The following is a 22533-nucleotide window of genomic DNA, read 5'->3' on the forward strand; positions in this document are numbered from 1 at the left end:
GGATCAGCCCGACGACGTGAGCGGTCGCGTCAGGTGCAAAAGAGGGATGGCAAAGGGGAGTTGGATCAGACGCCGAGAGCGGGGAGGATCACGGCGTTGATGTAGGAACGCAGGAACTCACGGTCGACCGTGCGCTCCTCGATCAGGTCACGGGCGACGAAACCGCCGACCATCATGTGGATGACGAAGCCCAACGCGGGGTTGTCCGGGGACACTTCGCCGCGTTCCACCGCCCTGCGCAGCAGCGCGTTCAAGCCGGTGATCTCCGGCTCGATGAGCACCTGCCGCAGCGCGTGGTGGAGTTCGGGATTTCCGTGGATGACGTGGAACAGGCTCCGCATCAGCGCGGCGTCCCGTTCCATCTGGCAGTCGTCCGAACGCTCGACGGTCTCCAGGAGGTCGCCGCGCAGGGAACCGGTGTCGATGTCCTCGATGGACACCGGCTTGTTGTGCCGCAGCGCCCTGGCGATCAGCTCGGGCTTGCTCCCCCACTGGCGGTAGAGGGTGGCCTTGCTGGATTTCGTGCGGGCCGCGATGGCGTCCATGGTGAGCGCCTCGTACCCGACTTCGCGGAGCAGGTCGAGCGCGGCCGCGTAGAGCTCGGCCTCACGCTCGGGTGTGATCCGGCTGCGCCGCACCGTTGCCGCCTCAGCCATGATCCCTCCGCCCCTCGTCGCGAACGTTCGGTGCTGTTCCGTACGCCATGACTGTACCCGGGGGCTTAACGAAACGAAACCGTTTCGTACGTGTGCTGCGTCACGCGCCGCCCTGACCCGCGGTACGCGCCGCGTCGCGCGCCCCTTTCACCCCACGTACGAGTTGCCGGGCCCTGCGCCGCGGAAAAGCATGGTGAAGTGACCGACGCGCGCGATGAAGCCCATGCTGACCACGCCTACCTGCGATTTCCGCACCTCAGCGGCGACCGTCTCTGTTTCGCGGCCGAGGACGACCTCTGGGTGGCGCCGCTGAGCCCGGACGGCGCACCCGCGGGCCGGGCCTGGCGGGTGACCGTCGACCGGACCAAGGTGAGCCATCCGCGCTTCTCGCCGGACGGCCGCCACATCGCGTTCACGACCTGGCGCAGTCTCGACCCGGAGATCCATCTGGCCCCGGTCGACGGCGGCCCGGCCCGGCGCCTCACCTACTGGGGGAGCACGGACACCCGGGTCTGCGGCTGGTCCCCCGACGGCGACATCCTCGCCGTCTCCTCGCACAATCAGCCCTTCTCGTACTTCTGCTGGGCCTACAGCGTGCCGACCGACGGATCACCCGGCGGCAAGCTGCCCTGGGGCCCGGTGTACGACATCGCGGTCAACGACATCGAGGGCGAGCGCAAGACGCTCCTCCTGACCGGGAAGCCGCCGCACGAGCCCGCCGCGTGGAAGCGCTACCGGGGCGGGGCGACCGGCCGCCTGTGGCTGCACGGCGACCAGCTCCTTCCCGACCTCGACGGCCACCTGGACTCCCCGATGTTCGTGGACGGCAGGATCGCCTTCCTCTCCGACCACGAGGGCGTCGGCAACCTCTACTCCTGCCTGCCGGACAGCTCCGACCTGCGACGGCACACCGACCACGACGCGTTCTACGCCCGGCACGCCTCCAGTGACGGCGCCCGCGTCGTCTACCAGTGCGCGGGCGACGTCTGGCTGGTGGACGACCTGTCCCCCGGCTCCGTGCCGCGCCGCCTCGACGTACGCCTGGGCGGGCCGCGCGCCGGACGGCGGATCTATCAGGTGCCGGCCGCGCAGCACGTCGACTCGCTCTCCGTGGACGCGACCGGCCGGGCCAGCGCCGTCGTCGTACGCGGCAGCCTGTACTGGCTCACGCACCGGGACGGGCCCGCCCGCACCATCACGGACACCCCGGGCGTGCGCGTCCGGCTCCCGGAGATGCTCGGGAAGGGCGGGCAGGTCGCCTACGTCACCGACGCGGAGGGCGAGGACGCCGTCGAGATCGCCTACCTGCCGCGCGCCAGCGGCGACCGCGCGCCGCGCAGGCTCGCGCAGGGGCAGCTCGGCCGGGTCCTCGAACTGCTCTCCGACCCCGAGGGCGAGCGGCTCGCGATCGCGTCGAACGACGGGCGGCTCCTCCTGATCGACGCGTCCGAGGAGTCCGAGGGCGAGGAGTCGGCAGGCGAGGAGTCGGCAGGCGAGGAGTCCGAAGGCGAGGTCACGGAGCTGATCCGCTCCGAGAACGGCCCGGTGCGGGACCTGGCCTTCTCCCCGGACGGGGCCTGGCTGACCTGGTCGCATCCGGGCGTCGGCCGCTCCCTGCGGCAGATCAAGATGGCCCGCATCGAGGGCCCCGGCCGCCGCATCATCGTCGACGTCACCAACGGCCGCTTCGAGGACGAGAACCCGGTCTTCACCAGCGACGGCCGCTATCTGGCCTTCCTGTCCTGGCGCGGCTTCGACCCGGTCTACGACGTGCACACCGGCGACCTGTCCTTCCCCCTCGGCTGCCGCCCCTACCTGGTCCCCCTGTCGTCGGCGACCCCCTCGCCCTTCGCGCTCTCCCCCGACGGCCGCCCGGCGGCGGGCGGGCTCGACCCGGCCGACGGCCTCTCCCCGGCCGGCTCCGCCATCGTGGAGGTGGAGGGCCTGGAGAGCAGGGTGACGCCGTTCCCCGTCTCGGCGTCGAAGTACTCGGCACTCTCCCCCGTCAGCGGCGGCGGCCTCGTCTGGATGCGCTGGCCGATCTCGGGCGCGCTCGGCGAGACCTTCGCCAACCCGTCGGACACCTCCGGGCGCCCCACCCTGGAGTACTTCGACATCACCAAGGGCAAGAAGTCCGAACTCGTGGGCCACCTCGACTGGTTCGCGCTCAGCGGCGACGGAACGCGACTCGTGGTGGTCGACGAGGGTGATCTGCGGGCGGTCCCCTCCACGGAGTCCGGCGACGGCGACACGACCGTCTGGATCGACCTGCGCCGCATCCTGCACGAGGTCGACCCCGCGGCCGAGTGGCGCCAGTCCTACGACGAGGCGGGCCGCCTCATCCGCGCCTACTTCTGGGAGCCGCACATGTGCGGCATCGACTGGCCCGCGATCCTGGACCAGTACCGGCCGCTGGTGGAACGGGTCGCGTCCCCCGACGAGTTCGCCGACCTGCTCCGCGAGGTCCTCGGCGAGCTGGGCACATCGCACGCGTACGTCTCCGCCGCCCGCCGCAACGAAGGCCCGCCGCACTACCAGCGGGCGATGGGCCTGCTCGGTGCCAACCTGGTCTGCCGGGACGACAGTTGGATGATCAAGCGCATCCTGCCCGGCGACTCGTCCGACTCCAAGGCGCGCTCACCGCTCGCGGGCGCGGGCATCCGCGAGGGCGCGATCCTCACGCACATCGACGGCCGCCCGGTGGACCCGGTCACGGGCCCCTTCCCGCTGCTCGCGGCCGCGGGCGGCACCACGGTGGAGCTGACGTTCCAGCCGGCCGAGGGGGAGGGAAGATCGAGGAGGGTGGCGATCGTCCCCCTCATCAACGAACGCCCCCTGCGCTACCAGGACTGGGTGGCCAAACGCCGTGACGTCGTACGGGAGTTGAGCGGGGGCAAGTGCGGCTACCTGCACATCCCCGACATGGGCGGCTCCGGATGGGCCCAGTTCAACCGGGACCTGCGCCTTGAGGTCTCCCGCCCGGCCCTGCTCGTGGACGTACGCGGCAACGCCGGCGGGCACATCAGCGAGCTGGTGGTGGAGAAGCTGACGCGGAAGATCCTGGGCTGGGACCTGACGCGCAACGCCCAGCCGGTGTCGTACGCGTCGAACGCGCCCCGAGGCCCCGTGGTGGCCCTGGCCGACGAGGCGACGTCGTCCGACGGCGACATGATCACGGCGGCCTTCAAGCTGCTCGGCCTCGGGCCCGTGGTGGGCCAGCGCACGTGGGGCGGCGTGGTGGGGATGACCGGGCGGCACGTGCTCGGTGACGGGACGGTCATCACGGTGCCGATGAACGCGGGGTGGTTCGACGAGTACGGCTGGTCCGTGGAGAACCACGGCGTGGCCCCCGACCTGGAGGTGCTCCGTACGCCGCTTGACTGGGCGGAGGGGCGGCACGCGCAGCTGGACGACGCGGTGCAGGTCGCCCTCGACCTCCTGGAACGGCAACCCGCGGTGACGCCGCCGGGCCTCGACGACGTACCGGACCGGCGGCGTCCGAAGCTGCCGCCGCGGGGCTGAGGAGACGGCTCCCCAGTCCGTGATCACTGCCCGTCATTGATCGAAATGCGAGGAAAGTCGCCCCATGTAAGTCTGGTCGAGGCCCCTCCCACCTCACCCTCTAGGAGTGAACAAGCATGGGCATCAAGGACCAGTTCCAGGACAAGGCCAACGACCTCGCCGGCAAGGCGAAGGGCGCGATGGGCGACCGCAAGGACGAGGCGAGCGAGCGCGCCTCGCAGGGCCGCGAGGACATGCAGGAGCGCGGACGGCAGGCCCAGGAGCAGGCGCGCGACCGGTCGGCCAAGTCCCCGGACGAGGCGAAGCGGGCCGCGCAGGAGCAGCAGGACAAGTTCAACCGCGACTACGACGCCTGACGTTGCGCCGCGCTTGACCGCGACGAGGCCCCCGGGACGCCGGGGGCCTCATCGCTGCGACGCCAACTACCGCCCGGTACGGGCCTGTTCGTCGGCGGAGCCGCCCGCGCCCACGAGCCCCGTGGAGACCGAGCCCAGCCGGGGTTCAAAGCGCCGCATCTCGCGCTGCCCGACCGTGCCGATGAGCGCCGGCAGGTACCCCCGGATGCCCTGCATCCCCCGCAGCCACCACTGCGCGTACACATGGCTCGACCGCCGCTCGATCCCGGCGACGATCCGGTCGACGGCCGGACCCAGCGGGTACGTCTTGTTGGACGGCCACGGAAGGCGCTGCCGCAACTCCCGCATCACGTCGTTCTCGTCCGCGCCCCGCACCATGTCCGTGTCCGTCCAGGACAGGTAACCGACGCCCACCTTCACGCCCTTGTAGCCGACCTCGGCCCGCAGACAGTGCGCGTACGCCTCGACGCCCGACTTCGACGCGCAGTACGCCGTCATCATCGGCGCCGGCGTGATCGCCGCCAGCGAGGCGATCTGCAGGAGATAGCCGCGGCTCTCCATCAGGACCGGCAGGAACGCCCGTCCCGTCACCGCGCTGCCGATGAGGTTGACCTCGATCACCCGGCGCCACGCCTCGGGGTCGGACTCGACGAAGGGGCCGCCGTTGGCGACGCCCGCGTTGGCGACGACGATGTCGACCTTGCCGAACCGTTCCTTGATCTCCTGGGCGACCCGGGCCATCGCGGCATGGTCCGTGACGTCCGCGTGCCACGCCTCGGCCTCGGTGTGCAGCCGCCCCGCCACCTGCTTCAACTCGTCCGGCTCCAGGCCGACGAGCGCGATCTTCGCACCCCGCGCCGACAGCTTGCGCGCGAGCAGCTCCCCCACACCACGCGCCGCCCCGGTGACGACCGCGACCTGACCCTCAAGGCTGACCTTGCTCATGCGCTGCTCCCTTCGAGCCCCTGAACCTGAACCTGGACGTGCTGACCGGCCACCCCTACGTACCTCTCCACGAGGCCCCTGATCCCCGCCGTGACCGCTTCCGGCGCCTCGACCGGCGTCATGTGGCCGATCCCCGGCAGCTCGGTGAGGCCGAGGGACTCCGGCAGCATCCCGGCCAGGCGCCGCGCGAGCGTGACGGGCGTCATCCGGTCGGCGGTGCCCGCGATGATCGCGGTCGGCACGGTCAGCTCCAGGACGCCCGTGTCGAGTGCGAGCTCGTCCAGGACGTGCGACCAGCGGTAGCGCACCACCCGCGGGCAGCCGTGCACGATCCGCGCGCACACCTCGACCCGCTCCGGGGACGAACCCGGGCCCATCGTGGCGTACTTGAGGAGCCGACGGGCCAACGGCGTGACGGGTCCCAGCGGCGCCTTCGCCCCGAGCACCGAACGCGTCAGGCGCGTCCGGACCCGCCCGGCCCGCAGCGGCACCACGGTCGACGCGGCGACGAGCCCGGCGCTCCCGGTGCTGCACAGCAGGACGGCGGCCGTGTGCTCCCGGAACCCGGGACGCGTACTCGCCGCCATGATCGTCATGCCGCCCATGGAGTGCCCGGCGAGCACGGCCTGCTCCCCCGGCTCCAGCGTCGCCGCGAGCACCGCTTCGAGGTCGTCGGCGAGGGCGTCGGTGCTGTACCCCTCCACCCCGTCCGGCGCGACACTGCGCCCGTGCCCCCGCTGGTCGTACGCGATCACCCGGTGGTCGACGGCGAGTTCACGTATCTGCGCCGCCCAGAAGGCCGTCGAGCAGGTCCACCCGTGCGCGAGCACCACCGCGGGCGCGCCATCGGGTCCGTGCACCTCGGCGTGCAGCCGCGCGCCGTCCGCCGACACGACGGTCAGCTCCCGTGCGGCAGCAGGCGGCGCGAACGGCCCGCTCGTCACATGCGTCAGCCTGCTCATGCCCCTGCCTCGACCTTCTTCGCCTTGCCGGACTTCGGCGCCACCACTTCCGCGCTCACCTTGGGGGGCCGCACCACCTCGTACTCGGCGAGATCGACCCGCCGGGTGGCGGCGCGGAACTCGCTCGTCGTGCCCGGCCAGATCGTCGTGTTCACGCCGTTCTCGTCGAGGTACCAGCTGTTGCAGCCGCCGGTGTTCCACACGGTGCGCTTCATGCGCTCCTGCACCTTGTCGTTCCAGGCGTCCACGGCGCTGGTGCGCACGGCGAGCGCGGCCCGGCCACCCAGCACGTCCAACTGCCGCATGTAGTCCGCGAGATAGTTCAGCTGGGACTCGATCATCAGGATCATCGAGGAGTTGCCGAGGCCGGTGTTCGGGCCGATGACCGTCATGAAGTTCGGGAAGCCCGCGGCGGTCGCGCCGCGCAGGGACTTCATGCCGTCCTTCCAGGACTCCATCATCGTCCCGCCGTCGGCGCCCACCACACGGTCGGCGATCGGCATGTCCGTCACGTGGAATCCCGTGCCGAAGATGATCGCGTCGACCTCGGTCTCGGTGCCGTCCGCGGCGACGACGGTGTTCCCGCGCACCTCGCTGAGCCCACTGGCGACGACGTCGACATTGGGCTGCGCGAGCGCCGGGTAGTAGGTGTTGGACAGCAGGATCCGCTTGCAGCCGATGCGGTACGACGGTGTCAGCTTGGCCCGCAGGTCCCGGTCCTTGACGGCGCGGGCGATGTTCCGCTTGGCCAGCTGCTCGACCGCGCCCAGCTCGTTCGGCCGCTTGGTGAACGCCTGGACCTGCAACTCCCGTATGCCCCACAGGATTCCGCGCCGGGCCTGCGTGGTGAACGGCAGCTGACGGTGCACCCAGCGCTCGGCCTTGCTGATGGCACGGTCCATGCGCGGCATCACCCAGGGCGGGGTGCGCTGGAAGAGGGTCAGCCTGCCGACCTCGCGCTGGATCGCCGGCACGATCTGGATGGCGGAGGCGCCGGTGCCGATCATCGCGACGCGCTTGCCGCGCAGGTCGTAGTCGTGGTCCCAGCGCGCGGAGTGGAAGACCTTGCCCTCGAAGGTGTCGAGGCCGGGGATGTCCGGGAGCTTGGGGTCGGAGAGCGGCCCGGTGGCGGACACGACGACATCGGCGGTGAGCGTGCCGTTGCTCGTCTCGACCTCCCACCACAGCTGCTCCGCGTCCCAGCGCAGCTGCTTCACCTCGGTGGCGAGGCGGATGTGCGGGCGCAGCCGGAAGGTGTCGGCGACTCGCTCCAGGTACTCCTGGATCTTCTCCTGGCCCGAGAAGGTGCGCGGCCAGTCGGGGTTGGGCGCGAAGGAGAACGAGTACAGGTGCGAGGGCACGTCGCACGCGCAGCCCGGATAGCTGTTGTCCCGCCAGGTGCCGCCGACGGCGTCGGCCCGCTCCAGGACGACGAAGTCGGTAATGCCTTCGCGGCGCAGCCGGACCGCGGCCCCGAGCCCGCCGAATCCGGTCCCGATCACCGCCACCCGCACGTGTTCGCGTTCGCGCTCCTGCTGGCGCTCGTCCTCGGCCATGCCGCCGCCTCCCGAACTGCTTCACGACTCTGCCAGTGACCACTGGCGCAATGGGGAGACTAGAACACCTGCTTACTGATGGGTAGGGGTCTGGCGTACCGAGTTACCGCCGGTAGATCTCGACCGAACGCACGCGCGATCCGGCAGCACATAGGCTGCTGCCGTGGCAGAGACACGCGAGTACCGCATGGAGGAGCTGGCCAGGGCGGCCGGCATCACGGTGCGCACCGTGCGCTTCTACCGGGAGCGCGGCCTGATCCCGCCACCCCGCCGCGAGGGCCGTATCGCCTGGTACGACGACCACCACCTGGCCAGACTCCGCACGATCGCCGCCCTCCTGGAGCGCGGCCACACCCTGAGCGGCATCGCGGAACTCGCGGAGGCCTTCGAGAACGGCCGGGACGTCGGCGAACTCCTCGGCATCGGCGAACCCACCGAGGAGACGCCGGTCCGCCTCACCCCCGAAGAACTGGCCGACCACTTCGCGGGCGAGGTCACCCCCGAGAACCTCGCCGCGGCCCTCGACCTCGGCTACCTGGGCACGGACGGCGAGGAGATCGTCCACGTCAGCCGCCGCCTCCTGGACGTCTCCTCGACCCTGGTCCGCGAGGGCATCCCACTGGCTGCGGTCCTGGAGGCGGGCCAGCGCGTACGCGAACACGCGGACGCACTGGCCGAGTTGTTCATCACGATCATCCGCGCGCACACGCCGCCCGAGGCGGGCAACGTCAGCATCGACCGCCTGCGTCCGCTGGCGAAGAGCGTGGTGGAGGCGGAACTGTCGATGGCGCTGGACCGCCGCTTGGCATCGGAGAAGCCGGAGGAGAACTGAGGCCATTCAGCCCGTCCGGCGTTTGAGGACATCTTTTCGGGGGTCCAGGGGGCGGAGCCCCTTGGTTTCGGGAAGGGGTGCCCGCGCGCGGAGCGCGCTAATGGGTGCAGCGGGGGAAGCCCCGCAGGGCCGCCCTCACCGCGGCAGGAACCACCGAGCCTTGTAGATCCCGCCCCCGACCAACTCATACTCCCCCCGCGGCCGATGGACACTCACCTTCGTCGTCCACCAGGTCTCCTCAAGCCCGCCCTCCGGCACGGTGGAGATGACCTGCCCCGTACGCGGATCGTCGCCGACCCCCTTCACCGACTTCCGGGAGATCTCCTCGGCCCCGGCGAAGTCCTGCACGAACGCCTTGCCCCGGATGTCGTACTGGAAGACGGACGCGTTCGTCGTCACCCACAGCCGCCCCCGGCGCCCGGCCACGGGGAAGAGATCATGCCCGCCGGGAGTCTTGCCCGGCGTCCCGACCGGAAGCCCGACCGAGGACCGGAGCCGCAACGTGGGCCTGGCCCGCGTCCCACCCACCTCGTACGTGACCAACTCATCGTCACCGATGGCCCACAGCACCTCGCGCGTACCGTCCCAGTGCAGCCCGTGCGCACCCTTCAGCTCCGCCTCGGCGAACCGCGAGGCCCGCGGCCCCTGCGACGCCGCGTACAGCCTGACCAGCGCACCCGTGCTGCACGCCACCGCGACATTGCCGTCCGGCAGGATCTCCGCGCTGTGCGGATTGAAGAGGTCGTCGCCCGGCCCGATCGCCGCACCCCAATACCGCTTCCCCGAGGGGTAGTCGACGACGGCGACGAAGCCGAAGGACGCGGTGGTCAGGACGTACGTACGCTTCTTGTGTCTGCGCACCTTCGACTCGCTCGGATACACGAAGCTGTCGTCGGGCCGCAGATCCTCGTACCCCTCGCGCTCCCGGGGCGAGAACGCCCACCGCACGACGGACGGATTCTCCTCGGGGTCCCAGACCCTGCGCCGCGGGTCGAGCACGAGGATCTGCTGGGTCGCCTGCTCGGTGAGGAGCACGGGCGGTGTCCGCCGAGGAACCCCTCCGGCACCTCCACCGTCACCGGCTGCGGCGGATGACCCCGCCGCCACCGGCAGACCCGCCCCGATCCCCGCGCCCAGAGCCCCGAGCAGCACACCCCGACGAGACGGTCTCGACATACCGGACATGAAGTTACCCCCACACGGCTGACAGTTGAGACATTGTCAGGTACGCGCTCGCAACATGCCATGGCGCCGCGCGGCATCACATGTCGTAGACCACCGTGACGGGCGCATGGTCCGACCACCGCTGCTCGTGACTGGCCGCCCGCTCCACGAAGCCCTTGACCGCACGCTGCGCGAGCCCCGGCGTCGCCACGTGGTAGTCGATCCGCCACCCCGTGTCGTTGTCGAAGGCACGCCCCCGGTAGGACCACCAGGAGTACGGGCCCTCGACGTCGGGATGCAACGCCCGCATGACATCGACGTACCCGGCCTCCCCCTCGAAGACCTCGCTCAGCCAGGCACGCTCCTCGGGCAGGAAGCCGGAGTTCTTCTTGTTGCCCTTCCAGTTCTTGAGGTCGGCCTCCTGGTGCGCGATGTTCCAGTCACCGCAGACCACGACCTGCCGCCCCTCGGCGGCCGCCCGCACCTTGAGACCCTTCAGGTACGTGAGGAACTCATCCATGAAGCGGATCTTCTCGTCCTGCCGCTCCGTGCCGACCTCACCCGAGGGCAGGTACAGGCTCGCGACCGTGACGCCGGGCAGGTCGGCCTCGACGTAGCGCCCGCTGCCGTCGAACTCCTGCGACCCGAATCCGATCTGCACACGGTCCGGCTCACGGCGCGTATAGAGGGAGACACCCGCGCGCCCCTTGGCGGCGGCCGGCGCGTGGACCACGTGCCAGCCCTCGGGCTCCCGCACCTCGGCCGGCAGCTGCTGGGGCTCGGCCCGCACTTCCTGGAGGCAGACCACGTCGGCGGAGGTCTCGGCCAGCCACTCGACGAAGCCCTTCTTGGCGGCGGCGCGCAGCCCGTTCACGTTCACACTGGTCACTTGGAGCATCCCGGAACGATACCGGCACACTTGATGGACACCCGCACACGTAAAAATGCACACCCACACGTCACCGCATAGAAGTACGATGTTTCGCATGAGTATTCAGTCACCGGCGCACCGGGCCTCCGTCGAGCTGCGCCCCACCCCCTTCGACCACCCCGACGCGGTCAGGCTCAACGACCGCGTGCAGCTCGAATACGCGGAGCGGTACGGAGATGAGGGCGACGTCACACCCCTCGACCCGGCCATGTTCACCGTCCCGCGCGGCCTGTACCTCCTCGCGTACGACGAGAGCGGCACCCCGGTGGCTACTGGCGGCTGGCGCGGCCACGAGGAGAACGACGAGGGTTACGCGCACGGCGACGCCGAGATCAAGCGCATGTACGTCACCCCGGAGGCCCGCGGCCTGGGCCTGGCCCGGCTCATCCTGACGGCCCTGGAGAACGACGCGAGGGCGGCGGGCCGTACGCGCATGGTCCTGGAGACGGGCACGAAGCAGCCGGAGGCCATAGCCCTCTACACCTCGACCGGCTACACCCCGGCCCCCTCGAAGTTCGGCCACTACCGCTTCGAGGACCTGAGCCGCTGCTTCGCGAAGCCGCTGTAGACGGCGCGCGGGGCGCACGCAAAGATCCCGCCCGGTTCGAAGAACCGGACGGGATCTCATGTGCAGTGGACCTGTGGGGATTTGAACCCCAGACCCCCTCGATGCGAACGAGGTGCGCTACCAGACTGCGCCACAGGCCCTTGCAACGAGTGAAACTCTAGCATCCCGATCCGGGTGCTTGGAAATCCGTTCCTGGCCGGTCCCTCGCTGGTCAGGCATCACTCGTTGGCGGCCCGCGGCCGCTCCCCGTCGTCGTACTGATCGAAGAGGGGCGTGCGTCCGCGTTCGCGGGCCCTGCGCGCGGACGCGGCCCGGCGTGCGTCGCTGCGGCCACCGCCGCCGTCCGCGCTGTCGGCGCCTTCCGCGGCCTCGGCGTAATCGGCGTACTCGCTCTCGGCGGCCTCGCCCCGTGCCTCGTCCGCGCTGGGCTCCACGGAGCTGGACCGTGCCGAGCTCCAGGCGTCAGGAGCGCCCAAGTCGACGTCACCGGTGGCCCGCGGGGCGACCGGCGCGGTCACGTACGTCGGCAGGGGCACCGGCACCGGGTCCCAGCTGTCGCCGTGGCCGGGGCGGCGCTGGCGCTCGCGCTGCTGGTCCACCCACTCGGCGTGGTCGGTCTGCTCGACCAGGGCGCGGCGGTCGGCGGCGAGCGCGGAGAGGCCGGTCTCCGTCTCGGGGCCCGGTCCTTCCTCCGGTTCGTCGACGACCGCGTCCGCGCCGCCGCCCGGCGCACGCCTGCGTGGCTGGCGCTCGCGCAGGCGCTGGGCGGCGACCTCGGCCCGGCGCCGGTCCATGGTGTAGGTGTAGCGGCGCCGCTCCTGGCCCCGCAGATACACGATGTACGCGCTCAGGAGCGCGGCCGGCGCCGCGGGCGCCCAGAGGAACGCGAGCCCTCCGACGGCGGCGACGACCGTGCCGGCGGTGAAGGCGATGAACAGCATCACCGTCGTACGCCGTCGGCGCGCGAGCACCTTCGTGCGCCGGGCGCGCGCGGCGGCTTCCGCCGACGCGGCTCGCCGGGCGGCCGACTGCGGGGACCGGGGTCCGGTCGGGGCCGGGGTGGGGGCCGGGGTGGGGGCCGGGGTCGGAACCGGGGCCGGTGTCGGGACCGGGGCCTTCACGGAAGGCTTGGCCGGGGGCTTCGCCGCGGGCCGCTCTTCCTGGGCGCCCTGTCGATGCGGGGGCGCGACGAAGGCCCGGACGTCCACCGCGCCGGTGGCGTCGTCCGGGTCGCGCGACTCCTCCTCTTCAGGCGAGCGCGCTTGCAGGTCCTTGGCGTACCGGCGCTCCATCCCCGCACGTCCGGACAGGAGCCGGATGGCGGTGCTGAAGCGTTCCGTCGGACGGGCTTCATTGAGCTCGTCCTGCCTACGGAGCCACATCGGCACCAAGTAGGCGGCCCAGGCCCCGACGATGACTGCGTAGATGAGGCCGCTGCTGCTCACGCCTCACACGGTAGAGGGGTTTGCTAGAGGCCATCTGCCAATTGAGCCGGTGTGTCGCACGATCTGGCTGATATCTCGAACTTTTTTTGTGACTGATGCGATCAACAGGCCACCGGGACCGTGAAATTAATGCCTCAGAGGGACCAAGTCGGGCCTCAGGCGGTCGATCACGGAAATATTTCAAACACTTATTCTATTTACGCGGTGTTCCGAGGTCGTGCCTGGTGCCAGCGCCGCAGCAACCCTTCCGGTACCTCTTCCGCGGTGAGCGCGAAGACAAGATGGTCACGCCAGGCGCCGTCGATGTGGAGATAACGTGGACGGAGCCCCTCCTCGCGGAATCCGAGTTTCTCCACGACCCTGCGACTCGGCCCGTTCTCGGGGCGAATACAGACCTCGATACGGTGCAGCCCGACCGACCGGAAGCAATGATCGACCGCGAGAGCGACGGCGGTCGGCATCACACCGCGGCCCGCGACCGACTGGTCGACCCAGTAGCCCACATGGCCCGAGCACATCGATCCCCAGGTGATCCCGGCGACCGTCAACTGCCCGACGAGCCGCCCCTGGTACTCGATCACGAAGGGCAGCATGCGCCCGGCGTGCGCCTCGGCGCGCAGATGCCGGACCATCTGCCGGTACGTCGGGCGGTGCACGATCGGGCCGCTCGGCGTGGGCGGCGGAATCGTCGCCTCCCAGGGGCGCAGCCAGTCCCGGTTGCGCCGGTTGACCTCACGCCAGGGCCGCTGGTCGCGCATCTTTATCGGACGGAGGGCGACGTCGCCGTCCGTCAGCTCGACGGGCCAGGAAGGGCTGTTCAGCTCGCACCACCCGGGGGTCTTGGATGGTCGCCGCCCCGCAGCTGCTCGACGGCGTGCGTGAGGAGAGGCTCCAGTACGGCGATGCCGTCCCGTACGCCGCCGGTGGAGCCCGGCAGGTTCACGATGAGGGTGCGGCCCGCGACCCCGGCCAGACCGCGGGACAGCGCGGCCGTGGGGACCTTCTCCCTGCCGTACGCGCGGATCGCCTCCGGGATGCCGGGCACCTCGTGGTCGATGACGGCGCGGGTGGCCTCGGGGGTGCGGTCGGTGGGCGAGATGCCGGTGCCGCCTGTGGTGAGGATCACGTCGAACCCGGCGTCGGCGCCGGCGCGCAGGGCCTGCTCCACCGGGTCACCGTCCGGGACGACTTGCGGGCCTTCGACCTCGAAGCCCAGGGCGGTGAGCGCCTCGGCGATGAGCGGCCCGCCCTTGTCGGCGTAGACCCCGGCGGCCGCGCGGTTGGAGGCGGTGACGACCAGTGCGCGGTAGGCGGTCATGCTCCGGCTCCTTCGCGGCTCCAGTCCCCGGACTTGCCGCCGGTCTTCTCCTCGACGCGCACGTCCGTGATGACCGCGCCCTTGTCGACGGCCTTGACCATGTCGATCACCGTGAGGGCGGCGACGCTCACCGCGGTGAGCGCCTCCATCTCGACGCCCGTACGGTCCGTCGTCTTCACCGTGGCGAGGATCTCGACGGCGTCGTCCGCCACGGAGAGGTCCAGTTTCACCCCGGAGACGGCCAGCGGATGGCAGAGCGGGATCAGGTCGGGCGTGCGCTTGGCGCCCATGATGCCCGCGATCCGCGCGGTGGCCAGGGCGTCACCCTTGGGGACGCCTTCCCCGCGCAACAGCTCGATCACGCGGGGCGAGACCAGGACGCGGCCACTGGCGCTCGCGGTGCGCGCCGTCACGTCCTTCGCGGATACGTCGACCATGCGGGCGGCGCCCGCTTCGTCGATGTGCGTCAGTCGCTGCTCGGTACTCATGTGCTGTGGCGCTCCCGGTCCGGGCCCTCCGGCGGTGCGGCGCAAGGGGGCCTATGTGCGCGACACCGTACCGCGCGGACGCGCCTCTCAGCCGAGCAGGACCACTTCGACGTCCGTACCCGGCTCCACCGATGTGATGTCCTCCGGGACGACGATCAGCGCGTTCGCGTGGGCGAGGGCCGCGACGAGGTGGGAGCCCGCACCGCCCACGGGCCGCACGTCGCCCGTCTCGGCGTCGTACTGCCCGCGGAGGAACTGCCGCTTGCCCTCGGGTGAGGTCAGCGCCTTGTCGGCGGTGAGCTCCGCGCGCGCCGTGGGCCGGTGGACGTCCGGGAGGCCCATCAGGGCGCGCACCGCGGGACGCACGAAGATCTCGAAGGAGACGTACGACGACACCGGGTTGCCCGGCAGGGCGAGCAGCGGGGTGTGGTCGGGGCCGATGGAGCCGAAGCCCTGCGGCTTGCCGGGCTGCATGGCGAGCTTGCGGAACTCGATGCCGCTGCCGTCCTCGTCCTCGTCCCCCACGGAGGAGAGGGCTTCCTTCACGACGTCGTACGCCCCGACGCTGACGCCGCCCGTGGTGACGATGAGGTCGGCGCGGATCAGCTGGTCCTCGATGGTGGAGCGCAGCGTCTCGGCGTCGTCGGCGACGGCGCCCACGCGGTAGGCGATCGCTCCGGCGTCGCGGGCCGCGGCGGTCAGGGCGAAGCTGTTGGAGTCGTAGATCTGGCCCTTGGCCAACTCCTCGCCGGGCTGGATCAGTTCGCTGCCGGTGGACATGACGACCACGCGGGGGCGGGGGCGCACCTTCACCGTGCCCCGGCCGATCGCGGCGAGCAGGGCGATCTGCGGGGCGCCGAGGACCGTGCCCGCGGTCAGCGCGCGGTCGCCGGCCCGGACGTCGCTGCCCTGCGCCCGCACGTGCGCGCGTGCTTCCGCGGGGCGGTGCACGCGGACCTCGCCGGAGGCTCCTTCGGGGGCGCCGCTGTGCGCGCGCATTCCGGAGACGGGGCCTTCGCCGAGGCCTCCGTCGGTCCACTCCACGGGGACGACGGCCTCCGCGCCGGGCGGCAGCGGGGCGCCGGTCATGATGCGGGCGGCCTGGCCCGCGCCGACCTCCGGCTGCTCGGTCTGGCCTGCGGCCACGTCGCCGATGACCGTGAGGACGGCGGGGAACTCCTCGCTCGCGCCCGTGATGTCGGCGACCCGGACCGCGTAACCGTCCATGGAGCTGTTGTCGAAGGGCGGCAGCGAGACGGGCACCGTGACGTCCTCGACGAGGACGCAGCCCTGGGCGTCGAGGAGTTGGAGCTCGATGGGCTCCAGGGGGCGGACGGATCCGAGGATGTCGTCCAGGTGCTCGCTCACCGACCAGACGTGTTCCTGGCCGGTGACTTCGGTCGTCGCGCTGCTGCTCAAAGTGCTACATCTCCTCGGACACGTAACTGCGAAGCCAGGCCTGGAAGTCCGGGCCCAGGTCTTCACGTTCGCACGCGAGTCTGACAATGGCACGCAGATAGTCGCCCCGGTCGCCGGTGTCATAGCGGCGGCCCTTGAAGACGACGCCGTGCACGGGGCCGCCGACCTTCTCGTCCGCGGCGAGCTGCTGGAGGGCGTCGGTGAGCTGGATCTCGCCGCCGCGGCCCGGCTCGGTCTTGCGCAGTATGTCGAAGACGTGGGGGTCGAGGACGTAACGCCCGATGATGGCGTAGTTGCTGGGGGCGTCCGCCGGGTCGGGCTTCTCGACCAGGCCCGTCACCTTCACGACGTCGCCCTCGTCCGTGGCGTCCACGGCTGCGCAGCCGTAGAGGTGGATCTGCTCCGGGGCCACCTCCATGAGGGCGACGACGCTGCCGCCGTGCCGTTCCTGGACCTCGACCATGCGGGCGAGGAGCGGGTCGCGCGGGTCGATCAGGTCGTCGCCGAGGAGCACCGCGAACGGTTCGTTGCCCACGTGCGGGGCGGCGCACAGAACGGCGTGACCGAGTCCCTTGGGGTCGCCCTGGCGTACGTAGTGCATCGTGGCGAGGTCGCTGGACTCCTGGACCTTCGCCAGTCTCGCCTCGTCGCCCTTCTTCAGGAGGGCCGATTCCAGCTCGTAGTTGCGGTCGAAGTGGTCCTCAAGGGGGCGCTTGTTGCGGCCCGTGATCATGAGGACGTCGTCGAGGCCGGCGGAGGCGGCCTCCTCGACCACGTACTGGATCGCCGGCTTGTCGACGACCGGCAGCATCTCCTTGGGAGTGGCCTTGGTCGCCGGCAGGAACCGGGTTCCGAGACCTGCTGCGGGAATGACAGCCTTGCTGATCCGCGGGGGGTGAGACTCAGTCATGTCCGTAACCATAACCGGTGAGTATGTGCGGAATCTGTGGCTCCGGGCACTTTGTTCTCATATGAGCGCACCTGGAAGGATTTGTGAGCACGTCATGCAAGAAACCGGCTCGGACCAACCAACCAAGCGCACCTTGCGCGGAGAAATCCTCGCGGTGAGAAGCCGGTTGACTAGGGATGACGCGCAGAAGGCCGCCGCGGTTCTCGCCGACCGCGCATTGGGGCTGCCGGAACTCTCCGGGGCGCGCACGGTCGCCGCGTACGTCTCCGTGGGGAGCGAACCGGGGACGCGCGCCCTCCTTGACGCCCTGCACGCGCGCGGGACGCGGGTCCTGCTGCCGGTGCTCCTCGATGACAACGACCTGGACTGGGCGGCCTACGAGGGCGATGGCTCGCTGGCCCCCGTGCAACACCCGGGAAAGATCCGGCTCTTGGAACCCTCGGGGCCACGCCTCGGCCCCGACGCGGTCGTGGCGGCCGACGTCGTGCTGCTGCCGGGCCTGGCCGTGGACGCGCGCGGGATGCGCCTGGGGCGCGGCGGAGGGTCGTACGACAGGGTGCTCGCCCGGCTCGGGCGGGCAGGGGCCGATCCGGCCCTCGTGGTGCTCCTGTACGACACCGAAGTCGTCGCCCACGTCCCCCGGGAGCCGCACGACAAGCCGGTGCACGCCGTCGTCACCCCGTCGGGAGCACGCCACTTCCGCTGAGGCCCCCGATGACGGAAAGGGCCCTCCACGCGCGCGTGGAGGGCCCTTTCACTGCTGCGTGCGGCGGTTCAGGGCCGCAGCACCAGGGTGTCGTTCGTGCTCTTCTTCACGGCGTCGTCCGAGAAGGACCACGGCAGCAGCTCGCCCTTGACCCACTTGCTGGTCTGGTCGGTGTAGTGCGCGCTGTAGGCGTGCCCCGAAGCACCGGTGAGGTTGATCCACTTCGACTTGTCGAGGTCGTCGAGGTTCACCACCATGCGCATCGAAGGCACCCACTGCACTCCGTAGCCGCCCGCCGCGTTCCAGCCGGTCGCGTTGACCGCCGCCTCGCCGCCGCCCAGCTTGAACGGGCCGCGGTTGAGCATGAACTGGAGCCAGCCGGGGCCTTCAACGCCCAGGGTCTGGTTCTTCAGGGTCAGCCGGTGCAGGCGGCCCCAGCTCCAGGTGTCGACGTCCTTGCCGAGCTTGGCCGTCAGGTCCCAGCGCGCGTCCTCCAGCGCCCGGCCGAACAGCTGGTCGCGGGTCTTGGTCTCGGCGTCCGTGCGGGTCTTGGGCGACTTCCACCAGTCGTTGTCCTGGTCGTCCATGATCGACCGGATCACTTCGTAGTAGCGGTCGCCGCCGTCGGGCTGCGCGGATTCCGCGTCACGCTGGCCGCACTCGCGCACTGGCTCGGCCTCGTCGGCGGGACCCGTGTTCCCGGCCGGCTCGACGTTCAGGCACTGGCCCTTGACCCTCAGCTCCTTGGGCAGCTTGTTGCCGATGGAGAGCTTGAGGATGTTGCGCCAGACCGAGTTGAAGTACGCGGCCGCCGCCGAATCGGGGTCCTGGGTGTAGTCCCAGCCCTCGAGCAGCTTCTGCGCCTCACGGACGTAGCTGTCCTTGACGTCGATCTTGAGCAGCTTGGGCACCAGCAGCTTGGCGATCTCGCTGCTGTTGTCCATCTGCATCGTGCGCATGTCCTCGGTGGAGACCTTCCCACCGTCCTTGATCTTCGACTGGATCAGGTCGGTGATGCGCTGGCTGCGCGCCCCGTAGCCCCAGTCCGACGTGAGCTTGTACGGGTAGTCGGACTTCTCGTCGTCGATGACGGCCTGGTTGGCGGTCACGATGTAGCCGCGCTTCGGGTCGTACTCGTAAGGCAGCGCGGCCTGCGGGATGTAACCGGTCCAGCGGTAGTCCGAGTCCCAGCCGGGCGCGGGAAGCGCGCCGTCGCCCTTGCCGCGGACCGGGATCTTGCCCGGCGCCTGGTAGCCGATGTGGCCCTTGGTGTCCGCGTAGATCAGGTTCTGCGAAGGCACTTCAAAAGAAGAGGCGGCCTTGCGGAAGTCCGAGAAGTCCTTGGCCTTGTTGAGCTCGAAGACGGCGTCCATCGACTTGCCCGGCTGCAGCGCGGTCCAGCGCAGCGAGACTCCGTAGCCGTCGCCCCGGTCGGGGGCGGCGCTGTCGACGGTGGCCTTCTTGCCGACCTTCACCAGTTCGTCGTCGCGGTCGGACAGCAGGGGTCCGTTGCCGGTCTCCCGGACGGTGATCTTCTTGGAACTGCCGCCGGCGACCTTGATGGTCTCCGTGCGCGTCTTGAAGGGCAGCACCTTGTCGTCGTACTCGTAGCCGTCGCCCTCGAACTTCTCCAGGTAGAGGTCGGTGACGTCGGCGCCCAGGTTCGTCATGCCCCAGGCGATGTCCTGGTTGTGGCCGATGACCACGCCGGGCATGCCGGCGAAGGTGTAGCCGGAGACGTCGTACTGGCAGTCCTTGGAGACCGTCCGGCAGTGCAGGCCCATCTGGTACCAGACGGACGGCAGCTGCGGTGACAGGTGCGGGTCGTTGGCGAGCAGTGGCTTCCCGCTGATGGTGTGGTCGCCGGAGACCACCCAGGAGTTGGAGCCGATGCCGTTGCCGTTCGGGCCGAGGCCCGCGTCCGGGACGCTGTCCAGGATGTCGGAGAGGCCCGACAGCTGGGACTGCAGGCCGTCGGGGGCCTGGGCGTTGCCCGCGAGGCCCGTGCCCGCGGCGCCGCCGGTCTGGGACTGGCTGCCCGTGCTGCTGCCCTTGCCGTCGTACTCCTTGGTGACGCTGTTGAAGGCGCCCTCCTGGACGATGGGCTTGTTCCGCGCGTACGGGTACTCCGGGTACAGGTCCTTGATCTGCGACGGGCCGAGGCGGCTGGTCATCAGGGAGCGGTCGATCTCGTCCTGCATGTTGCCGCGCAGGTCCCAGGCCATGGCCTTGAGCCACGCCACGGAGTCGACGGGGGTCCACTCCTGGGGCTCGTAGTCGTTGGTGAAGCCGAGGGCGGCGTACTCCAGGGAGATGTCCTTGCCGCTCTTGTCCTTCAGGTAGGCGTTGACTCCCTTGGAGTATGCCTGGAGGTACTTCTTCGTCGCGGGCGAGAGCTTGGTGTCGTATTCCTTCTGCGCCACGCGGTGCCAACCGAGCGTCCGCAGGAACTCATCGGTCTTTACTTGGCCCTTGCCGAACATCTCGGAGAGGCGACCGGAGGTCATATGGCGGCGGACGTCCATCTCCCAGAACCTGTCCTGCGCCTGGACGAAGCCCTGGGCCATGAACAGGTCGGCGTCGGACTCGGCGTAGATCTGCGGGATGCCGTTGCCGTCGCGCTTCACGTCGACGGGCCCGGCGAGGCCGTCGAGCTTGATCGTCCCCTTGGTCTGCGGGAAGGAGGCACGCACCGTACTGACGCTCCAGTACGCCCCGTAGCCGATGCCCGCCACGATGGCCAGGACCAGGACGATGACGAGGAGGCGGGCTCGGCGCCCCTTCTTCTTGCCGGACTTATGACCGGAAGAGGCGGTGGTATTCGAGGGCATCGCTGTCCTTGCTGTCCTTACGCGAGCGGCAGGGCTGGCTGGGCGGTGGTGGGAGCGCTGGAGCAACTGTAGGCGCAGGGCACTGCGGCCTCGGACGCGGAGTCAGGAACCTACATGGCGACGCCTCGTACGAGAGTTCGACGGCGTCAAGGAAGCGTTAACAATTAGGTAAGGTAACGAAGTACCTGGCTCGCGCGGAGGAAGGAACGGCCCCTGACTGTCCACGACCTCAACCAGCTTCTGCTCATCTGCTCGCTCGTCCTGCTCGTCGCTGTCGCGGCGGTCCGCATCTCGTCGCGCAGTGGGCTCCCCAGCCTGCTCCTCTACCTCGGCATCGGCATTGCCATGGGCCAGGACGGCATCGGCAACGTCACCTTCAACAATGCCGAGTTGACGCAGGTCATCGGCTATGCGGCGCTCGTCGTGATCCTGGCCGAGGGCGGCCTCGGCACGAAGTGGAAAGAGATCAGACCCGCGCTGCCCGCGGCCGCCGTCCTGTCGCTCGTCGGCATCGCGGTGAGCGTCGGCGTGACGGCCGCCGGTGCCCACTATCTGGTCGGCCTCGAGTGGCGGCAGGCACTCATCATCGGCGCGGTGGTCTCCTCGACGGACGCGGCTGCGGTCTTCTCCGTGCTGCGGAAGGTGCCGCTGCCCTCACGCGTGACGGGCATCCTGGAAGCGGAGTCGGGGTTCAACGACGCCCCTGTGGTGATCCTGGTCGTGGCCTTCTCCATGGCGGGCCCCGTGGAGCACTGGTACGTCCTGCTCGGCGAGATCGCCCTGGAGCTCGCGATCGGCGCCGCGATCGGCATCGCGGTGGGCTGGCTCGGCGCCTTCGGCCTGCGGCACGTGGCACTGCCCGCGTCCGGTCTCTATCCCATCGCCGTGATGGCCATCGCCGTCGCCGCCTACGCGGCCGGAGCCATGGCGCACGGCAGTGGATTCCTCGCCGTCTATCTCGCCTCGATGGTCCTCGGCAACGCCAAACTGCCGCACTGGCCCGCGACCCGGGGCTTCGCCGAGGGGCTCGGCTGGATCGCGCAGATCGGCATGTTCGTCCTGCTCGGCCTCCTGGTCACCCCGCACGACCTGCTTGACGACATGTGGCCCGCGATCATCATCGGCCTGATCCTGACCATGGTCGCCAGACCCCTCGGGGTCGTCATCAGCCTCGTGCCGTTCCGCCTGCCCTGGCAGGAGAAGGCCCTGATGTCCTGGGCGGGCCTGCGCGGAGCCGTGCCCATCATCCTGGCCACGATCCCGATGGTGAACGGCGTCGACGACAGCCAGCGGATCTTCAACATCGTCTTCGTCCTGGTCGTCGTCTACACCCTCATCCAGGGTCCTACGCTGCCGTGGCTGGCCAGGAAGCTGCGTCTGGGCGACTCCTCGGGCGCCGCCGACCTGGGCATCGAGTCGGCGCCCCTGGAGCGCCTTCGCGGGCACCTGCTCTCGGTGGGGATCCCCAAGGGATCGCGGATGCACGGCGTCGAGGTGGGGGAACTGCGGATGCCCGCGGGCGCCGCGGTCACGCTCGTCGTTCGCAACGGCGAATCATTCGTGCCGCAGCCCACGACCGTGCTGCAGCGCGGGGACGAGCTCCTGGTGGTCGCGACGGATCCGGTGCGCGACGCGGCGGAGCGGCGACTGCGGGCCGTCGGACAGGGCGGAAAACTGGCCGGATGGCTGGGAACCGCTGGTCAGGACGCAGATGATCGGAGTAATCGCAGGTGACGGGCGCCTCATTCTCCGTATTCACAGGTCCCCTCGCCCCATTCCCTGTACGATGAAGGCACACTTCTTCTGTACCAACTGATCGAACCAACTCTGTCTGAAGCAGAGCTGGCGCCGACCGTATGGCGGCCGCATGCCCTCGCAGTGGGCAACCGGCATCTACCGCAGTTCCGCGCAAGAGGACAGCTCT

Annotated in this window: 19 protein-coding genes and 1 tRNA gene; 6 read left to right on the plus strand and 14 right to left on the minus strand. The window is 70.2% G+C overall.

Annotation, left to right across the window (positions count from 1 at the left end; translation table 11 throughout):
* Positions 1 to 65: 65 nt before the first annotated feature.
* The gene (locus ACZ5U5_RS21870; protein ID WP_363211749.1) at positions 66 to 656 is read right to left on the minus strand and encodes a TetR/AcrR family transcriptional regulator; all 591 of its coding nucleotides are present in this window, start codon (positions 654 to 656) and stop codon (positions 66 to 68) included.
* Between the two features lie 198 nt (positions 657 to 854).
* Here ACZ5U5_RS21870 and ACZ5U5_RS21875 point away from each other — a divergent pair, with 198 nt between their 5' ends.
* Both ACZ5U5_RS21875 and ACZ5U5_RS21880 read left to right on the plus strand, forming a co-directional pair.
* A complete protein-coding gene (locus ACZ5U5_RS21875) occupies positions 855 to 4178 on the plus strand; it encodes a S41 family peptidase (protein WP_469024143.1) in 3324 nt (1107 codons plus the stop codon).
* A 116-nt stretch (positions 4179 to 4294) separates the two neighbouring features.
* The gene (locus ACZ5U5_RS21880) at positions 4295 to 4534 is read left to right on the plus strand and encodes a hypothetical protein (RefSeq protein ID WP_469024146.1); all 240 of its coding nucleotides are present in this window, start codon (positions 4295 to 4297) and stop codon (positions 4532 to 4534) included.
* Positions 4535 to 4600: 66 nt separating this feature from the next.
* On the opposite strand, the gene ACZ5U5_RS21885 is transcribed toward ACZ5U5_RS21880, so the two are convergent.
* Genes ACZ5U5_RS21885 through ACZ5U5_RS21895 form a run of 3 tightly spaced genes read right to left on the minus strand, consistent with a single transcriptional unit; the run spans position 4601 to position 7997 of the window.
* Positions 4601 to 5479: an SDR family oxidoreductase gene (locus ACZ5U5_RS21885; protein ID WP_469024148.1), complete on the minus strand. Its 879-nt coding sequence runs from the start codon at positions 5477 to 5479 to the stop codon at positions 4601 to 4603.
* Entirely contained in the window at positions 5476 to 6441 is a 966-nt protein-coding gene (locus ACZ5U5_RS21890) for an alpha/beta fold hydrolase (protein ID WP_469024150.1), read from the minus strand. The genes ACZ5U5_RS21885 and ACZ5U5_RS21890 overlap by 4 nt, the downstream gene beginning before the upstream one ends.
* A complete protein-coding gene (locus ACZ5U5_RS21895; protein ID WP_469024153.1) occupies positions 6438 to 7997 on the minus strand; it encodes a flavin-containing monooxygenase in 1560 nt (519 codons plus the stop codon). The genes ACZ5U5_RS21890 and ACZ5U5_RS21895 overlap by 4 nt, the downstream gene beginning before the upstream one ends.
* Positions 7998 to 8184: 187 nt before the next feature.
* On the opposite strand from ACZ5U5_RS21895, the gene ACZ5U5_RS21900 reads away from it, so the two are divergent.
* A complete protein-coding gene (locus ACZ5U5_RS21900; protein ID WP_469024983.1) occupies positions 8185 to 8829 on the plus strand; it encodes a MerR family transcriptional regulator in 645 nt (214 codons plus the stop codon).
* A gap of 135 nt (positions 8830 to 8964) precedes the next feature.
* On the opposite strand, the gene ACZ5U5_RS21905 is transcribed toward ACZ5U5_RS21900, so the two are convergent.
* Together ACZ5U5_RS21905 and ACZ5U5_RS21910 are read right to left on the minus strand one after the other, a co-directional pair.
* Positions 8965 to 9864, minus strand: a complete 900-nt coding sequence (locus ACZ5U5_RS21905) for a DUF6528 family protein (RefSeq protein WP_469024155.1) — start codon at positions 9862 to 9864, stop codon at positions 8965 to 8967.
* Positions 9865 to 10090: 226 nt separating this feature from the next.
* Positions 10091 to 10891, minus strand: a complete 801-nt coding sequence (locus ACZ5U5_RS21910; RefSeq protein WP_469024157.1) for an exodeoxyribonuclease III — start codon at positions 10889 to 10891, stop codon at positions 10091 to 10093.
* A gap of 88 nt (positions 10892 to 10979) precedes the next feature.
* On the opposite strand from ACZ5U5_RS21910, the gene ACZ5U5_RS21915 reads away from it, so the two are divergent.
* Positions 10980 to 11492 (plus strand): GNAT family N-acetyltransferase, encoded by a 513-nt coding sequence (locus ACZ5U5_RS21915; protein WP_469024160.1) that lies wholly within the window; start codon positions 10980 to 10982, stop codon positions 11490 to 11492.
* A gap of 66 nt (positions 11493 to 11558) precedes the next feature.
* On the opposite strand, the gene ACZ5U5_RS21920 is transcribed toward ACZ5U5_RS21915, so the two are convergent.
* From ACZ5U5_RS21920 to galU, 7 genes are all read right to left on the minus strand, one after another.
* A tRNA-Ala gene (locus ACZ5U5_RS21920) sits at positions 11559 to 11632 on the minus strand.
* Positions 11633 to 11710: 78 nt separating this feature from the next.
* Positions 11711 to 12937, minus strand: coding sequence for a divisome protein SepX/GlpR (sepX, locus tag ACZ5U5_RS21925; RefSeq protein ID WP_469024162.1), 1227 nt, complete (start codon positions 12935 to 12937; stop codon positions 11711 to 11713).
* A 197-nt stretch (positions 12938 to 13134) separates the two neighbouring features.
* A complete protein-coding gene (locus ACZ5U5_RS21930) occupies positions 13135 to 13758 on the minus strand; it encodes a GNAT family N-acetyltransferase (RefSeq protein ID WP_272902883.1) in 624 nt (207 codons plus the stop codon).
* A complete protein-coding gene (locus ACZ5U5_RS21935) occupies positions 13755 to 14255 on the minus strand; it encodes a MogA/MoaB family molybdenum cofactor biosynthesis protein (protein WP_469024165.1) in 501 nt (166 codons plus the stop codon). The genes ACZ5U5_RS21930 and ACZ5U5_RS21935 overlap by 4 nt, the downstream gene beginning before the upstream one ends.
* Positions 14252 to 14743 carry a cyclic pyranopterin monophosphate synthase MoaC gene (gene moaC / locus ACZ5U5_RS21940; protein WP_469024167.1) on the minus strand — a complete coding sequence of 164 codons (492 nt, stop codon included), beginning with the start codon at positions 14741 to 14743 and terminating at the stop codon, positions 14252 to 14254. Before moaC ends, ACZ5U5_RS21935 begins: the two co-directional genes overlap by 4 nt.
* Positions 14744 to 14830: 87 nt before the next feature.
* A complete protein-coding gene (glp, locus tag ACZ5U5_RS21945) occupies positions 14831 to 16162 on the minus strand; it encodes a molybdotransferase-like divisome protein Glp (protein ID WP_469024170.1) in 1332 nt (443 codons plus the stop codon).
* Positions 16163 to 16166: 4 nt separating this feature from the next.
* Positions 16167 to 17072: a UTP--glucose-1-phosphate uridylyltransferase GalU gene (galU, locus tag ACZ5U5_RS21950; RefSeq protein WP_363211763.1), complete on the minus strand. Its 906-nt coding sequence runs from the start codon at positions 17070 to 17072 to the stop codon at positions 16167 to 16169.
* A gap of 94 nt (positions 17073 to 17166) precedes the next feature.
* On the opposite strand from galU, the gene ACZ5U5_RS21955 reads away from it, so the two are divergent.
* Entirely contained in the window at positions 17167 to 17778 is a 612-nt protein-coding gene (locus ACZ5U5_RS21955) for a 5-formyltetrahydrofolate cyclo-ligase (RefSeq protein ID WP_469024172.1), read from the plus strand.
* A 68-nt stretch (positions 17779 to 17846) separates the two neighbouring features.
* Here the strand turns inward: ACZ5U5_RS21955 and ACZ5U5_RS21960 are convergent, their stop codons facing one another.
* Entirely contained in the window at positions 17847 to 20609 is a 2763-nt protein-coding gene (locus tag ACZ5U5_RS21960; RefSeq protein WP_469024175.1) for a penicillin acylase family protein, read from the minus strand.
* 213 nt (positions 20610 to 20822) lie between these two features.
* Here ACZ5U5_RS21960 and ACZ5U5_RS21965 point away from each other — a divergent pair, with 213 nt between their 5' ends.
* Positions 20823 to 22343: a potassium/proton antiporter gene (locus tag ACZ5U5_RS21965; RefSeq protein ID WP_469024986.1), complete on the plus strand. Its 1521-nt coding sequence runs from the start codon at positions 20823 to 20825 to the stop codon at positions 22341 to 22343.
* Positions 22344 to 22533 lie beyond the last annotated feature (190 nt).

Source organism: Streptomyces sp. NPDC033177 (assembly GCF_055577715.1).

Bases quoted from the DNA above. Each gene is read 5' to 3' on its own strand.
- ACZ5U5_RS21880 (WP_469024146.1), top strand. From the start codon at position 4,295: ATGGGCATCAAGGACCAGTTCCAGGACAAGGCCAACGACCTCGCCGGC.
- ACZ5U5_RS21900 (WP_469024983.1), top strand. From the start codon at position 8,185: ATGGAGGAGCTGGCCAGGGCGGCCGGCATCACGGTGCGCACCGTGCGC.
- ACZ5U5_RS21915 (WP_469024160.1), top strand. From the start codon at position 10,980: ATGAGTATTCAGTCACCGGCGCACCGGGCCTCCGTCGAGCTGCGCCCC.
- galU (WP_363211763.1), bottom strand. From the start codon at position 17,072: ATGACTGAGTCTCACCCCCCGCGGATCAGCAAGGCTGTCATTCCCGCA.
- ACZ5U5_RS21910 (WP_469024157.1), bottom strand. From the start codon at position 10,891: ATGCTCCAAGTGACCAGTGTGAACGTGAACGGGCTGCGCGCCGCCGCC.
- ACZ5U5_RS21960 (WP_469024175.1), bottom strand. From the start codon at position 20,609: ATGCCCTCGAATACCACCGCCTCTTCCGGTCATAAGTCCGGCAAGAAG.
- ACZ5U5_RS21955 (WP_469024172.1), top strand. From the start codon at position 17,167: ATGCAAGAAACCGGCTCGGACCAACCAACCAAGCGCACCTTGCGCGGA.
- ACZ5U5_RS21895 (WP_469024153.1), bottom strand. From the start codon at position 7,997: ATGGCCGAGGACGAGCGCCAGCAGGAGCGCGAACGCGAACACGTGCGG.
- ACZ5U5_RS21885 (WP_469024148.1), bottom strand. From the start codon at position 5,479: ATGAGCAAGGTCAGCCTTGAGGGTCAGGTCGCGGTCGTCACCGGGGCG.
- ACZ5U5_RS21870 (WP_363211749.1), bottom strand. From the start codon at position 656: ATGGCTGAGGCGGCAACGGTGCGGCGCAGCCGGATCACACCCGAGCGT.
- ACZ5U5_RS21935 (WP_469024165.1), bottom strand. From the start codon at position 14,255: ATGACCGCCTACCGCGCACTGGTCGTCACCGCCTCCAACCGCGCGGCC.
- ACZ5U5_RS21890 (WP_469024150.1), bottom strand. From the start codon at position 6,441: ATGAGCAGGCTGACGCATGTGACGAGCGGGCCGTTCGCGCCGCCTGCT.
- moaC (WP_469024167.1), bottom strand. From the start codon at position 14,743: ATGAGTACCGAGCAGCGACTGACGCACATCGACGAAGCGGGCGCCGCC.